The organism is Streptomyces sp. NPDC007907 (assembly GCF_042959365.1).
Taxonomy (GTDB): Bacteria; Actinomycetota; Actinomycetes; order Streptomycetales; family Streptomycetaceae; genus Streptomyces; species Streptomyces indiaensis.
The window spans coordinates 1,208,569-1,222,975 of record NZ_JBIBKR010000001.1 but is presented as its reverse complement, the minus strand read 5'-3'; the positions used below and the strand labels follow the sequence as shown (position 1 = coordinate 1,222,975).

Here is a 14,407-nt window from a genome sequence, read left to right as displayed (position 1 = left end):
GCCGCAGGGTTCGGGTGGTGGACGCGTGGTGGGTGTCGCACGGGTCTTGACTTCGCAAGACCCCCGCGCGACATTCCCCACCCCTTTCGCGTTCTCGCCGGGCTGGAGCGGCCATGACCACACGCACGGACACCCAGGGCACCGCCGGATCCCCGTCCCGAAGACGGCTGCTGGCCGGTGCCGCCGGTGCCGGTCTCGCGGTCGCCACCGGAGTCCGACAGGGCGCCCGCGCGGCCGACTTACCCCCGCTCGGCACGTACGACGTCGTCGTCGTCGGCTCCGGCGCCGCCGGCATGACCGCGGCGCTGACGGCCGCCCGCCAGGGACTCAGCTGCGTCGTCGTGGAGAAGGCCCCGACCTTCGGCGGCTCGGCCGCCCGCTCGGGCGCCGGGATCTGGATTCCCAACAACTCCGTGCTCCTCGCCGCCGGGGTGCCGGACACCCCCGCGCAGGCCGCCGCCTACCTCGCCGCGGTCGTCGGCCCGGACGTCCCCGCCGACCGGCAGCGGGCCTTCCTGACCCACGGCCCGCCGATGCTCTCCTTCGTCATGGCCAACAGCCCGCTGCGGTTCCGCTGGATGGAGGGCTACAGCGACTACTACCCCGAGCTGCCCGGCGGCCTGCCGGGCGGCCGCTCCATCGAACCGGACCAGCTCGACGGCAACCTCCTGGGCGCCGAGCTGGCGCACCTCAACCCGCCGTACATGGACGTCCCCACCGGCATGGTCGTCTTCAGCGCCGACTACAAGTGGGTCGCCCTGGCCGCCGTGAACGCCCGGGGCGCGGCGGTCGCCGCCCAGTGTCTCGCCCGGGGCGTGAAGGCGGCGACGCTCGGCCAGAAGCCCCTGACGATGGGCCAGGCGCTGGCGGCGGGTCTGCGCGCCGGCCTGCGCTCCGCGGGAGTGCCGGTCTGGCTGAGCACGCCCCTGACGGACCTGCACGTCGAGAACGGCACGGTGACGGGAGCCGTCGTCACCCGCGACGGCGCTCCGGGCCTGGTCCGCGCCCGCCGGGGCGTGATCGTCGGCTCGGGCGGCTTCGAGCACAACGCGGCGATGCGGCAGCGCTTCCAGCGGCAGCCCATCGGCACGGAGTGGACCGTCGGCGCGAAGGAGAACACCGGCGACGGCATCCGGGCGGGGGAGCGGCTGGGCGCGGCACTCGACCTGATGGACGACGCCTGGTGGGGCCCGGCGATCCCCCTCCCGGGACAGCCGTACTTCTGCCTCGCCGAACGCACCCTGCCCGGCGGACTGCTCGTGAACGGCGCGGGCAGGCGCTTCGTCAACGAGGCCGCCCCCTACAGCGACGTCGTGCACACCATGTACGACGTCCACGACACCGACCCGGCCATCCCGTGCTGGCTCGTCGTCGACCAGAACTACCGCAACCGGTACCTCTTCAAGGACGTCCTGCCGACCCTGCCCTTCCCCGACGCCTGGTACGACTCCGGGGCCGCGCACAAGGAGTGGACCCTGGACGCGCTGGCCGCCTCGATCGGCGTGCCCGCGGCGGCCCTGCGCACCAGCGTGAACCGCTTCAACGCCCAGGCGCGCCACGGGGTGGACCCCGACTTCCACCGGGGCGACAGCGCCTATGACCACTACTACACGGACCCCTCCGTCCTCCCCAACTCCTGCCTCGCGCCCCTCTGGCTCCCCCCGTACCACGCCTTCCGCATCGTCCCCGGCGACCTCGGCACGAAGGGCGGCCTGCGCACCGACGCCAGGGCCCGGGTGCTGCGCGAGGACGGCTCGGTGATCCCTGGCCTGTACGCGGCGGGGAACGCCAGCGCGGCCGTGATGGGCCACAGCTACGCGGGCGCGGGCTCGACGATCGGCCCGGCCATGACGTTCGGATACATCGCGGCGAGGGATGCGGCGGGGGTGCTGTAGCCGCCGGGGGCTTGTGGGGTGCCGGGCGGGGGCGTGGTGGCGAGGGCGGTCCGGGGGCTGAGCGTGAGCCGGTCGCGGTGCGCCCGGGGGCTGAGCGTGAGCCGGTCGCGGTGCGCGGGGGCATCCGGGGCCGGTCACCGAGCCGCCCGGGGCATCGCACGTGGGGCTGCGGCGAGGCGCGGCGGCTGGCCCGCCGCATTCCACAGCCGCATCCCGTGGGTCTGCTCGGCAGGCGTGCCCCGCCGCCTTGCTCCGCCGGCTTTCCCTGCCGGTGCTACTCCGCCGGCTTGCGGGCCACCAGGCTCGCCTGGGCGACCGGCTCGCCCCGCTCCTCGTCCGGCTCCCGCACCGTCGTGGCCCGCAGGGTGAACCCGGCGGCGCGCAGCAGGTCGGCCACCTGCTCCGGCCGGCGCCGCAGGAAGGTCAGGGACACGGCGTGGCCGAAGGCCTCCTCGTAGCGGCGCGGCTCGTCACCGCACTGGAAGCCGAGGAGGAGATGGCCGCCGGGCCGCAGGACGCGGTGGAAACCGGCGAAGAGGGCGGGCAGGTGCTCCTCGGGCGTGTGGATGATCGAGTACCAGGACACGACACCGTCGAGCGAGCCGTCCGGCAGGTCCGGCTCCAGCATCGAGCCCCGCACGAACCGCAGCCCCGGATGCTCACGCCGGGCGATCGCCAGCATCGACTCCGACAGGTCGAGGCCGAACACCGACAGCCCCCGAGAGGCCAGGTACGCCGTCACCCGGCCGGGCCCGCAGCCCAGGTCGGCGACCTCACCGCCCTCGCCCACGAGCTCCGTGAAGCCGTACAGCACGCCCCGGTCCAGGGGCGTCCCCGGGCGCAGGTCACCGAAGTGGACGGCGTACTCCTCGGCCACGGTGTCGTAGAAGGTGCGGGTCTCGGTAACGAAGTCGGGGGTGGCGGTCATGGCGGGAGACCCTAGCGCGGTGAAGACGGTCAGGCCGGGTACGGACGCCCTACCGCTGGAATTCGCCGAGAATTCATCAGGCTCATCGGACTCATCGGACTCATCGGGCGGAAGGGCCCGGAAGGGGAAGCACCCGGAAAGGGCAGGAGCCCCGTCGCCTTGCGGCGCGGGGCTCCTTGGGTTACTGCAAATCAGACCGGCGTGACGTTCTCAGCCTGCGGGCCCTTCGGACCCTGCGTGACGTCGAAAGACACCTGCTGGTTCTCCTCGAGGGACCGGAAGCCGGTCGCGTTGATCGCGGAGTAGTGGACGAAGACGTCGGGGCCGCCGCCCTCCTGGGCGATGAAACCAAAGCCCTTTTCGGCGTTGAACCACTTAACGGTTCCGGTAGCCATAAGCCCTCCTTGGGCTCAAAAAGGGTTGCCCTGCTCCAGAACCAGCAAGTGTGAAGATGAATTCTGCACAAGTGCATATGTCTGAGAATGACGAGAGCCCGCGGTCACATGCTCCGCAGGCTCTGTACTGCAAGGGAAACCAAACTGCAACTTGCGACGAGCCTAGCACGCAGGCTGTGGAATGCAATAGGGGTCAAGATCACGTCACCCGAATGTTTGAACATCCCTCGGCCGACTGGCGGCACGGCCCCCCGCTGCCGGCCACGCCCCGATCCCGGGGGTGTGCGCCGGTCCGTGCGCCGTGAGGGCTAGCCTCACGATGTGGACAATCCTCGCACCCGGCCGCGCGTCGGCCACATCCAGTTCCTGAACTGCCTGCCCCTGTACTGGGGGCTTGCGAGAACGGGCACGCTCCTCGACTTCGAGCTCTCCAAGGACACCCCCGAGAAGCTCAGCGAGAAGCTGGTGCAGGGCGAACTCGACATCGGTCCGATCACTCTCGTCGAGTTCCTCAAGCACGCGGACGACCTGGTGGCCTTCCCCGACATCGCCGTCGGCTGCGACGGCCCGGTGATGTCGTGCGTGATCGTCTCGCAGGTCCCCCTCGACCGGCTGGACGGCGCCCGCGTCGCCCTCGGCTCGACCTCCCGCACCTCCGTCCGCCTCGCCCAGCTGCTCCTCGCCGAGCGCTACGGCGTCCAGCCGGACTACTACACCTGCCCGCCCGACCTGAGCCTGATGATGCGGGAGGCCGACGCCGCCGTCCTCATCGGCGACGCTGCGCTGCGCGCCAACATGCTCGACGGGCCGCGCTTCGGTCTGGACGTGCACGACCTCGGCACGCTCTGGAAGGAGTGGACGGGCCTGCCGTTCGTCTTCGCGGTCTGGGCGGCCCGCCGCGACTACCTGGAGCGCGAGCCGGTCATCACCCGCCGGGTGCACGAGGCCTTCCTCGACTCCCGCAACCTCTCCCTGGAGGAGGTGGCCAAGGTCGCCGAGCAGGCGGCCCGCTGGGAGGCATTCGACGAGGCGACCCTGGCCCGCTACTTCACGACCCTCGACTTCCGTTTCGGCGGCCCGCAGCTCGAGGCGGTCGCCGAGTTCGCGCGGCGGGTCGGCCCGACGACCGGCTTCCCGGCGAACGTGAAGGTGAACCTGCTCCAGCCGTGAGCCGGGCGGTGCCCCCGCACTACTCTGCTGGGAGTGCAGGCGTACCGGGACCGGAGCCGTCCCCGCCTGCCCTCGGGGGAGGGGTGACGCCCATGCGGCCGCTCGACGTCGACGAGCCCACCGTCGTGGGGCCCTACCGGCTGCTCGGCCGGCTGGGCTCCGGCGGCATGGGCCGGGTCTACCTGGGCCGCAGCGCCGGCGGCCGCACGGTCGCCGTGAAGATCGTGCATCCGCACTTCGCGCTGGACGAGGAGTTCCGGGCGCGGTTCCGGCGCGAGGTCGAGGCCGCGCGCCGGGTGGGCGGGGCCTGGACGGCTCCCGTCCTCGACGCCGACCCGGGGGCGCGGGTGCCGTGGGTGGCGACGGCGTACGCGGCCGGCCCGTCCCTGTCGTCCGCGGTCGCCGACGGCGGTCCGCTGCCGGCCCACACGGTACGGGCTCTCGGGGCGGGACTCGCCGAGGCGCTGGCGGCGGTGCACGAGCTGGGGCTGGTGCACCGGGACGTGAAGCCGTCGAACGTCCTGCTGACCCTCGACGGCCCCCTGCTGATCGACTTCGGGATCGCCCGGGCCACCGACGGCACGGCGTCCCTCACGTCCACCGGTGTGTCCATCGGCTCGCCCGGCTACATGTCGCCCGAGCAGATCCTGGGCAAGGGCGTCACGGGCGCGGCCGACGTCTTCTCCCTGGGCGCGGTCCTCGCGTACGCGGCGACCGGCGAGCCGCCCTTCCCCGGGGACTCCTCCGCGGCCCTGCTGTACAAGGTCGTCCATGAGGAACCGGAACTCGGTCTGCTCGACGGTGAGTTGCGGAGCCTCACGGCGGAGTGCCTCGCCAAGGACCCGGCGGCGCGGCCCGCCCCGGCCGAGCTGGCCCGCCGCCTGGCCCCCGAGGGCGCGGCCCGGCTGGTGACGGGCGGGTGGCTGCCGGGGGCGCTGGTGGAGCAGGTGAGCCGCAGCGCGGTGCAACTGCTGAACCTGGAGGCGACGCAGGCGGGGGCGGACGTGGGGGCCGGGGGCCCGTCCGGGCCGGTCGGCTTCAGCAGCCCCTCGGTGGGGGTGACGCCGGGGACGACCGGGGGTGAAGGGCCGGGGGTGTTCGGACCGCCGCCGGTGATGCCGTCGCGGATGCCGCCCGAGCCCCCCGGTGTCTCTGTGACGGCGGAGGCGCAGGGGCTCCTGCGGGCACCGGCACCCCGGGATGCCGCCGTACCCGAACCCCGGGACGGCGGCGGCCACCCGGAGGACAACGCCCCGACGTCAGGGCGCCGCCCCGGCAGGGTCACCGTCTCCGTCGCGGCGACGTCCGCACCGCACGGCGAGGGCGGCGGGCGGGTGCGCAGGCTGAGCTGCTCCGTGGCGCTGGCGGTCGCGGGGGCGATGGCGGCCGTGACGATCGGATCGGTCGTCGTGTTCGACCTGCTGCCGGGCCGGGACGGCGGCCAGGACGACGCGGACTCGAGCAGCGGCTCCGACGCGCCCCCGGCGGCGACCGCGAGCTCCGCCCCCTCAGCGGGTGCGGTGCCCGCGGCGTACCTCGGCACCTGGGAGGGCCAGGGCGTCGCCCTCGACGGCAGCCTTCCCCTCGGCACGTTCCGCATCACGGTCGAACGGGCCGCGGTCGGCCAGGAGTTGGGCAGGCTCCGCCAGACCGACCCGATCGGCGGCGTCTGCGTCGACGTACTCACCCTGAAGCAGGTGACGAAGAAGGAGCTCGTCGCGACGTCGGTCGGCGCGAAGACCAACCACAGCGGCTGCAACCCTGCGAAGACGACCGTCCACTTCAAGCCGGTGGGCGACGACCTGCACTACCAGTCGGAGAGCGAGGAGTCGGGACGGCCTCGGGCTCGGATGTCGAGGGTGGGGTAGGCGGGGCGGTCCGGCGGCTCAGCTTGACCAGCAGGGTGATCAGCAGCGCGGCCGAGGCGAGGGTGGCGACGAGGCCGACGACCCACAGCCACGGGTAGTGCACGTGTACCCAGCAGGGGCCACCCTCGCCGAAGCAGTCACCGTCCCAGTTGCGGCGCCGCTTGGGCCGTACGGTCGTCTCGATCACCCCGACGACCAGGTACCCCGCCGCCAGCCCCGGCAGCGAGGCGGCCGCCCAACCCAGCGAACGCGCCTTGCTCTTCTTCCAGTTCATCCTGGTCAGCGGCGCCACCCAGGCGAGGAAGACGAGCGGCACCAGGAAACCGACCGTGCCCGCGACGGCATACGCACCACCGGGCCACGCGGGAGCGAGGTCGCCCCAGAGCCCGTGGCCCCAGTACATGTCGAAGAGGACCAGCGGCATGAGGAGGAGGACGAAGCCGGGGAGCACCATGCAGCCGAACAGGCGCTCCCCGGCACTGAACTTCACCCGGCGAAGAGCAGACGGACGCGGACGGCCCGGTCGGTGCTCGTACCGCAGGGCGGGCCCGGCCGCCTTCCTCCGCTTCGGCCTCGTCGAACTCCCGCTCACGGCCCCTACCCCTCACGCTGTTTCAGGCGCTCACTACTGTGTCTGCGATAGCGAACACCATCAGACACGACTGACGCGCCACAGCTGGGCGTTGCGCCGGGAAGGCCCACCATGGAGACACTGCAGCCGGACGATCCAGTGGAGTTGGGCACCTACCGGCTGCTACGAAGACTCGGCGCCGGCGGCATGGGCCGTGTGTACCTTGCCCGTTCGCCCGGTGGCCGTACGGTGGCCGTGAAGGTCGTACGTCCGGACCTCGCCGACGACGGCGATTTCCGCGACCGCTTCCGGCACGAGGTCGAGACAGCCAAGGCGGTCTCCGGCCGCTTCACCGCCCCGGTCGTGGACGCCGACCCGGACGCGCCCCTGCCCTGGCTGGCCACGTCGTACGTGCTCGGCCCGGACCTGACGGACGTGGTCGCCGCCCACGGCGCGCTGCCGGAGCGCACCGTCCGGGCACTGGCCGCCGGTCTCGCCGCCGCCCTCCAGGAGGTGCACGCGGCCGGGCTGATCCACCGGGACATGAAGCCGTCGAACGTCCTGTTGGCGGCCGACGGTCCGCGCGTCATCGACTTCGGCATCGCGCGGGCCGTGGACGGAAACCGTATGACTCAGACGGGAGTCGTGGTCGGCTCTCCCGGCTACATGTCACCGGAACAGGCGCTGGGCGAGAACATCGGTACGGCGAGTGACGTCTTCTCCTTGGGCGCCGTAATCGCGTTCGCCGCGACCGGCCGGGGCACCTTCGGCCACGGAACCGTCTCGCACGCCTCGTTGCTGTATCAGGTCGTGCACGGTGAACCCGACGTCGAGGGCGTACCGCAGCAACTCCTGGGCCTCGTCCGGGCATGCCTCGCCAAGGATCCGACGCAACGGCCGGCACCGGCCGACATCGTGGCGGCGCTCGCCCCACAGGGGGTCGAGGGCGTCCTCAGCGACTGGCTGCCGTCGGCGGTGGCCTCGACGATCGCCACGCATGCGGCCGGCATCCTGGACCTGGAGGCACCGCAGCAGCCGCAGCCCACGGCCGCCGCGTCCTTCGGGCCCGCACCGGCGATGACGGCCGGGACACCGCAGCCACCGGGCACACCGACCCCGGGTTACGGGTATCCGCAGGCTCCGGGATACGGCGGCGCCCCCGTGGCCGCCGCCCGGCAAACGCCTGCCCCCGGCTACGGCACACCGCCGGGCGGCCTTCCCACCCCCGGGTACGGGACGCCCCCGCCCGGCCACGGCGCTCAAGGACACCCCGGCGCCTCGGGGCCGGCTTCCACCGCTGCCACCACCGCCACCGCCCCCTCCCGCCGCCGCGTCCTCGGTCTCGCGCTCGGCGGTGCGGCCGCCGTTGCGCTGGCGGGTGGCGGCACCGCCTGGTGGCTCGGCCGGAAGGACGACACCGCGGACGGGACGACCGGCACGAACGGCGCCGGTTCCGCCCAACCCGTCGAGGAGAACTTCACCACCCCGCCGGCGGGAGTCGCCCCCCAACCCCTGTGGCACGAGACAGCGGCGGAGGACAGCACCACCACCGACGTACCGCTCCTCGTCCATGACGGCCTGCTCCTGGTCAGCGGCGACCCTCTGGTGGCGTACGACGTGAAGACCAGCAAAGCCCGCTGGTCGAAGCCCGACGTCTGCGCCCCCGGTTCTCCGCTTCTGTTCCACGACGGCAAGGTCTTCCTCACCGACAGCGGCACCGAGGGAGTCCTCGTCGCGCGCGACGTGAAGACCGGCGACGAGGTGTGGCGCAGCCGGCTGGGCAAGGAACTCGGCATCGAGAGCACCATCGCCATCGACGACAAGAACGTGTACGTCACGGCGACCGACTACGCACAGGCCCGGAGCGCCACCGACTACCGCACCGCCATCGCCGCGATCAGCCACAGCACCGGAAGGAAGGTGTGGGTGCAGCACCGCGACTGGGGCACGCGGGACTACGACGTCCAGGGCACCGTCTCGGGCAAGTACCTCGTCTACGCGGACTCCAACCTCAACCTCACCGTGCGCGACACCGCGACCGGCGACCAGTTGTGGACGCAGAAGATCGGCGACGACTGGGCCTGGCAGCCCACGGTCGCGAACGGCCTCGTCTTCCTGCCCGGCGAGAGGCTGACAGCGGTCGACGCGGAAACCGGCCGCACCCGCTGGACGCTCTCCCCCGAGGGCCGACGCGGCTTCAACAACCCGGCCGTCATCGACGGTGTGCTCTACGTCAGTGACTACGACCGCGGCATCTGGGCCGTCGACGTGAAGACGCACCGGCGGATCTGGCTCTGCGAGGACCAGAACCGAGGCGGGCCGGGGACGTTCGTGCGCGTCGGCACGACGCTGTACTGCGCCGCGGGGCCCCTGTCAGGAGGCGTCATCGCCCTGGAAGCCAAGACCGGCACAGTGCGCTGGACCTGGACGGACGACAAGGATTCCGGCGCCCCGTGGCAGATCGCCACGGCAGGAAACCGACTGTTGGTGACGAACGGACCCGAGATCTACGCGATGCCGGCGGTGTGACGCCGGGGCGCCGGGGCGCGACACCGGGGACTGCCATAGTCTCCCTCAGCTGAAGTCAACGCACGTGGCCACAGGGGCCGACGGGGAGGACGACCATCATGCGGACGCTGGTCACGGTCGTACGCGAAGGCGGTGAGCCGGAGGACGTCGTCATCACCACCGACGACACCGCCACGGCAGGTGACGTCGCGGAGGTGTTGGCGCAGTCCGTCGGACAAGGCGTCGACCCGAAGGGGGCAGAGCCGCGGAACGTCGTGGCCATGCCAGGGACCTCACTGGCTTCGCTGCCGGGCTACGGGACGGCGGTGGCCGGGGCGCCCGTGCTGTGGGCAGACGGTGAGCTGTGCGATCCCGCGGCACCGGCGGCCGGCGTTCTGCGGGACGGCATGCGCGTCTCCGTCGACCCCTCGATAGGCCCGCTGCTGCGCAAGGGCGAGCCGGTCGGGCAGTACGAACTGCGGGTGGCGGGCGGTCCCGGCTCGGGGCGCGTGGTCCGGCTGGGCGTCGGCGCGGCGACCGCCGGATCCGCCCCCACCTGTTCGCTCCCCCTGCCGGACGCCTCACTGCCGGCGGTCGCCCTCCGGCTGACCATCGACCTCCAGGGCAACGTCACCCTCACGCCGGAGCACACCGCCGCCGATGTCCGGCTGAACGACGACACGGTGACGGCCGGGACTTCCTGGCCGCTGGGCGGCGTCGTTCGGGTGGGCGACTCGCTGCTGGTCCTCGACAAGGTGGCCGAGCCGGACGCGCATCTGTCCCTGATGAGCGAAGGCGGTCTCGCCTACAACCGCCCCCCTCGGCTGTCGCCGCTGCGGCCTCGGCGGCGGCTGGCCGTGCCGGTGCCGCCCAACAAGGGGGAACGGGCCCGTTTCCAGTTCATCATGGCGTTCATGCCCATGCTGTTCGGGCTGGCCATGTACTTCTTCACCAAGCAGATCTACATGCTGCTGTTCTGCCTGATGAGCCCGCTCATGATGCTGGGCCAGTGGATCAGCGAGAACCGTGAGGGGAAGAAGAAGCACAGGACGTCTCTCAAGCAGTACAAGAAGGACCTCGCGGCCCACGAGTCCGAACTCGTCGCCCTCAGCAAGGAAGAGCAGCGCGCCCGCCGCGAGGACAATCCCGACCCGGCGGAGATCCTGCTCTTCGCGACCGGACCCCGCCGCCGCCTCTGGGAGCGCCGGCTCACCGACCCGGACGCGATGCAACTGCGTATCGGGCTCGGCGCCCTGCCCTCCGACGTGGAGCTCGTCTTCGCGCGGGGCGGCTCGGCGCACGACGAGGAGCCCCCGGAGCCGCCGGTCCTTCCCGACGTCCCCGTCACCCTGCCCTTCGCCCGGCTCGGCGTGGTCGGCATCGCGGGCGACCGCGCCCGTGCGCTCGCCACCGCGCGCTGGCTCAGCGTGCAGGCCGCCGTGCTGCACAGCCCCCGCGACCTGTCACTGGTCTCCCTGGCCGCCACACCCGCCGCCGGCGCCGAGTCGCACTGGGCGCACTGGCTGCCGCACACCAACCCCGACGAGGGGCAGGACTGCGTCGCCCTCGTCGGTTTCGACTCGGAAGGCATCAGCCGCCGGGTCAACGAACTGCTCAATGAACTGGCTCGACGCAAGGCGGCCCGCGAGCAGCACAACATGACGGGCCAGCTGTATCCCGACGCCAACGTGCTCCTGATCCTGGACGGAGCACGGCTGCTGCGCCGGGTACCGGGCGTACCCCAACTCCTCACGGAGGGCCCGCAGTACGGCATCTTCGCCCTCTGCATCGACGAGGACGAGCGGTTGCTCCCCGAGGAGTGCAAGGCCGTCGTGGCCTGGTCGCCGGACGCGGCCCACCACGTCCGGGTGCGCGGCTACGGCCTCGAGTCGGTCGGCGACGTCCTGGCCGACCAGGTGCCGTACGAGTGGTGCGAACTCCTGGCCCGCTCCCTCGCCCCCGTCCGCGACGTCAGTCGCGACGACGCCGATTCCGCGCTGCCCACCTCGGCCCGGCTGCTGAACCTGCTGAACATGCCCAACCCGGCGGGCACCGACGTGGAACGCATCTGGCAGGCGGGTGGCTCCACCACGGCCGCACCCATCGGACTCGCCGCCGACGGCGCGTTCGTCCTGGACATCCGCCGTGACGGTCCGCACGCGCTGGTCGCCGGTACGACGGGTGCCGGTAAGTCCGAGCTCCTCCAGACGATCATCGCCTCGCTCGCGGTGGCGAACCGCCCCGACGCCCTCAACTACGTCCTCATCGACTACAAGGGCGGCAGCGCGTTCATGGACTGCGCCCGCCTGCCGCACACCGTCGGCATGGTCAGCGACCTCGACGCCCACCTGACCGAGCGGGCCCTCGCCTCTCTCGCGGCCGAACTGCACCGCCGGGAACGGATCCTCTTCGACGCCGCCGCCAAGGACATCGAGGACTACAACGACACCCGCAAGCTCCGCCCCGAACTGGAGCCCATGCCGCGGCTGGTGCTCGTGATCGACGAGTTCGCGTCCCTGGTCGCCGAGCTGCCCGACTTCATCGCGGGCCTCGTCGACATCGCACGCCGGGGCCGCTCGCTCGGCGTGCACCTGATCCTCGCAACCCAGCGCCCCGCGGGTGTGGTGAGCGCCGACATCCGCGCCAACACCAACCTCCGCATCGCACTGCGGGTGACGGACGCCGCCGAGTCGATGGATGTCATCGACGCGCCGGACTCGGGCGCGATCGCCAAGTCGACGCCGGGCCGTATGTACGTCCGCTCGGGTGCCCAGTCGCTGGTCGGCGTGCAGTCGGCCCGTATCGGTGGCCGCCGCCCCGCCACGGGCCAGACGGGCCCGAAGGCCACGCTGATCCCGTTGCCCTGGAACGCCTATGCCCGTCCGTTGCCCAAGCGCGACGAGGCTGAGGACGACGGCACGATGGTCACGGACCTGGCCGTCCTGGTGGACGCGGTACGCGAAGGCGCGGAGCGGATGGGCTTCGGCGAGCAGCGCAGCCCGTGGCTGCCGCCGCTGGCGGAATCCGTCACGCTCGACGAACTGTCCGCCTACGGTGGTGCACCGGCCGCCCCGGGTGCCGACGTGGCCCCCATCCCGTACGGCCTGGTCGACCTGCCGGCGCAGCAGAGCCGCGTGCCCGTGTCCCTGGACCTCGTGCACGGCGAGCACACCCTGCTGCTCGGCGGCGCCCGCTCCGGTCGCTCGACGGCTCTTCGTACTCTGGCCGGCTCCCTGGCCCGGAACACCTCCCCGCTGGACGTGCACGTCTACGGCATCGACTGCGGCTCCAACGCCCTGCTGCCACTGGTGCGTCTGCCGCACGTGGGCGCTGTCGTGACCCGCGACGAGCCGGACCGGGCCCGCCGGCTGATCCAGCGCTTGCAGGTGGAGGTCGCCCGCCGACAGCAACTGCTGGCGATGGAGGGTGCGTCGAGCGCGGCGGAACAGCGAGCGGGTGCCGCTCCCGAAGAGCGCCTGCCCTGGATGGTGCTGCTGCTGGACAGCTGGGAGGGGTTCGCGTCGACCTTCGAGAACTACAACTACGGTCAGCTGCTGGAAGCGGCCCAGCGACTGTTCCGCGAGGGTTCGGCAGCAGGTCTGAAGGTCGTCATGACGGCCGACCGCAGTGGCCTCAGTGGTCACGTCTCCTCGGCCTTCTCCGACCGTCTCGTCATGCGCTTCGCCGACCCGAACGACTACTCCACCGCGGGTCTGCAGGCCCGTGAGGTCCCCAAGAACATGCCGCCCGGCCGCGCCCTGCGCATCACGGACACCGGCGTGGACGAGACGCAGATCGGGCTGCTGGCGCAGGACCCCGCCGGCCAGGCCCAGGTCCGTGCGCTCCGCGAGATCGCCGAAGAGGCGCGATCCCGTTACGGCCGCGTGCCGGCGGGCCGCCGCCCGCTGCGGGTCGACGCGCTGCCCGCGCGCATCACGGCGTCGGAGGCCATGGCCCTGGACCCGGACTTCGTCGCGCCGTCGTCCTTGTGGGCGCTGCTCGCCGTGGGTGGCGACGAACTGCACCCCATCGGGATCGACCTGGAGGAGAACGGACCCGGCTTCGTCATCGCGGGCCCGCCGAAGTCCGGCCGCTCCACGGCGCTGCTGTGCGCCGCCGAGTCGCTTCTGCGCGCGGGTACACCGCTGGTGGTCGTGACGCCTCGCCGGTCCCCGTTGCGCGACCTCGAGGGACGCGAGGGTGTGCTCGGCATGCTCAACGCGGACAGCTCGGGTGACGACCTGGAGGAGATCCAGGATCAGCTCGACGGACGGCCGTACGTCGTTGTGGTCGACGACGCCGAACTCCTTTACGACGCGCCGCTGGACGAGCCGCTGGAAGAGGTCATTCGCAAGGGGGCCGACGGCGGTGTGGGCCTGCTCGCCGCCGGCACGACGGACTCGCTGTCCAGCCAGTACCGTGGCTTCGCGGTCGAGGCCCGCAAGTCCCGCAACGGCCTGCTGCTGACACCACAGAGCTCCTCGGACGGCGAACTGTTCGGCATCCGACTTCCTGCGAACAGCGGGGGCGGGGCAGCGGGGAGCGGGTTGTTCGTGAGCGGAGGGGCGTTTGTGCCGGTGCAGGCTGTGATGAACGCGTAGCCCACGCGGGGGCTCCCGCTCAGCGAGCGGGAGCCCCCACGTATCGGTTGCTGACACGGGCTAGGACTTGCCCCCTGTCGACAAGGCGGGTGGCTTCTCCGGGCCGAACGTGCGAAGGACCCAGATACGACGCCAGGTCACTGCTGTGGCGAGACCGAGGCAGATGACAGCCAGAGCCGCGGTGCCGTAGGCCGGCAGGTTCGTTGGCGGATCATTCACCCAAGCCCGGGCGAGGACACGGGCAGGATCCTCGCGGTCATATGTAACGACCAGTGGGGCACGGGTGTTCGTCTCGGGATACATTCCTGCATAGTCCGTAAGCTTGACTTCGCTTCCGGTCCTGGGGCCGCTCACTAAGCGCACCTTTACGTACTTTGGCTTCGAGTCGACACCGACGACTATCGCACCGGAATCCACCCCGCGGGAACGCAGGTCCTGCACCAAGCTACGTGGAGGGAGCCAGAGGGCCAG

The 14,407-nt window shown here is 71.9% G+C and carries 8 protein-coding genes; 5 read left to right on the top strand and 3 right to left on the bottom strand.

Annotated features, from left to right (window positions below; genetic code table 11):
* The first annotated feature begins 113 nt into the window (after positions 1-113).
* Positions 114-1,895, top strand: a complete 1,782-nt coding sequence (gene kstD, locus ACFZDI_RS05635; protein ID WP_391247900.1) for a 3-oxosteroid 1-dehydrogenase — start codon at positions 114-116, stop codon at positions 1,893-1,895.
* Between the two features lie 274 nt (positions 1,896-2,169).
* Here kstD and ACFZDI_RS05630 read toward each other — a convergent pair whose 3' ends face one another.
* Complete coding sequence (locus ACFZDI_RS05630) at positions 2,170-2,823, bottom strand: methyltransferase domain-containing protein (protein WP_391247898.1); 654 nt, start codon at positions 2,821-2,823, stop codon at positions 2,170-2,172.
* Positions 2,824-3,014: 191 nt separating this feature from the next.
* Positions 3,015-3,218: a cold-shock protein gene (locus tag ACFZDI_RS05625; RefSeq protein WP_004984723.1), complete on the bottom strand. Its 204-nt coding sequence runs from the start codon at positions 3,216-3,218 to the stop codon at positions 3,015-3,017.
* A gap of 321 nt (positions 3,219-3,539) precedes the next feature.
* Between ACFZDI_RS05625 and ACFZDI_RS05620 the strand changes: the two genes are divergently transcribed.
* Positions 3,540-4,388: a menaquinone biosynthetic enzyme MqnA/MqnD family protein gene (locus ACFZDI_RS05620; protein WP_234850941.1), complete on the top strand. Its 849-nt coding sequence runs from the start codon at positions 3,540-3,542 to the stop codon at positions 4,386-4,388.
* Between the two features lie 92 nt (positions 4,389-4,480).
* Positions 4,481-6,256: a protein kinase gene (locus ACFZDI_RS05615; RefSeq protein ID WP_391247895.1), complete on the top strand. Its 1,776-nt coding sequence runs from the start codon at positions 4,481-4,483 to the stop codon at positions 6,254-6,256.
* Here ACFZDI_RS05615 and ACFZDI_RS05610 read toward each other — a convergent pair.
* Positions 6,171-6,746, bottom strand: coding sequence for a hypothetical protein (locus ACFZDI_RS05610; protein WP_391247893.1), 576 nt, complete (start codon positions 6,744-6,746; stop codon positions 6,171-6,173). The genes ACFZDI_RS05615 and ACFZDI_RS05610 overlap by 86 nt on opposite strands.
* Positions 6,747-6,959: 213 nt before the next feature.
* Here ACFZDI_RS05610 and ACFZDI_RS05605 point away from each other — a divergent pair, with 213 nt between their 5' ends.
* Together ACFZDI_RS05605 and ACFZDI_RS05600 are read left to right on the top strand one after the other, a co-directional pair.
* On the top strand, positions 6,960-9,356 hold the full coding sequence (locus ACFZDI_RS05605) for a PQQ-binding-like beta-propeller repeat protein (RefSeq protein ID WP_391247891.1): 2,397 nt from the start codon (positions 6,960-6,962) through the stop codon (positions 9,354-9,356).
* Between the two features lie 98 nt (positions 9,357-9,454).
* Positions 9,455-13,936 carry an FtsK/SpoIIIE domain-containing protein gene (locus ACFZDI_RS05600; RefSeq protein WP_391247889.1) on the top strand — a complete coding sequence of 1,494 codons (4,482 nt, stop codon included), beginning with the start codon at positions 9,455-9,457 and terminating at the stop codon, positions 13,934-13,936.
* Positions 13,937-14,407 lie beyond the last annotated feature (471 nt).

Bases quoted from the DNA above. Each gene is read 5' to 3' on its own strand.
- kstD (WP_391247900.1), top strand. From the start codon at position 114: ATGACCACACGCACGGACACCCAGGGCACCGCCGGATCCCCGTCCCGA.
- ACFZDI_RS05630 (WP_391247898.1), bottom strand. From the start codon at position 2,823: ATGACCGCCACCCCCGACTTCGTTACCGAGACCCGCACCTTCTACGAC.
- ACFZDI_RS05625 (WP_004984723.1), bottom strand. From the start codon at position 3,218: ATGGCTACCGGAACCGTTAAGTGGTTCAACGCCGAAAAGGGCTTTGGT.
- ACFZDI_RS05615 (WP_391247895.1), top strand. From the start codon at position 4,481: ATGCGGCCGCTCGACGTCGACGAGCCCACCGTCGTGGGGCCCTACCGG.
- ACFZDI_RS05605 (WP_391247891.1), top strand. From the start codon at position 6,960: ATGGAGACACTGCAGCCGGACGATCCAGTGGAGTTGGGCACCTACCGG.
- ACFZDI_RS05600 (WP_391247889.1), top strand. From the start codon at position 9,455: ATGCGGACGCTGGTCACGGTCGTACGCGAAGGCGGTGAGCCGGAGGAC.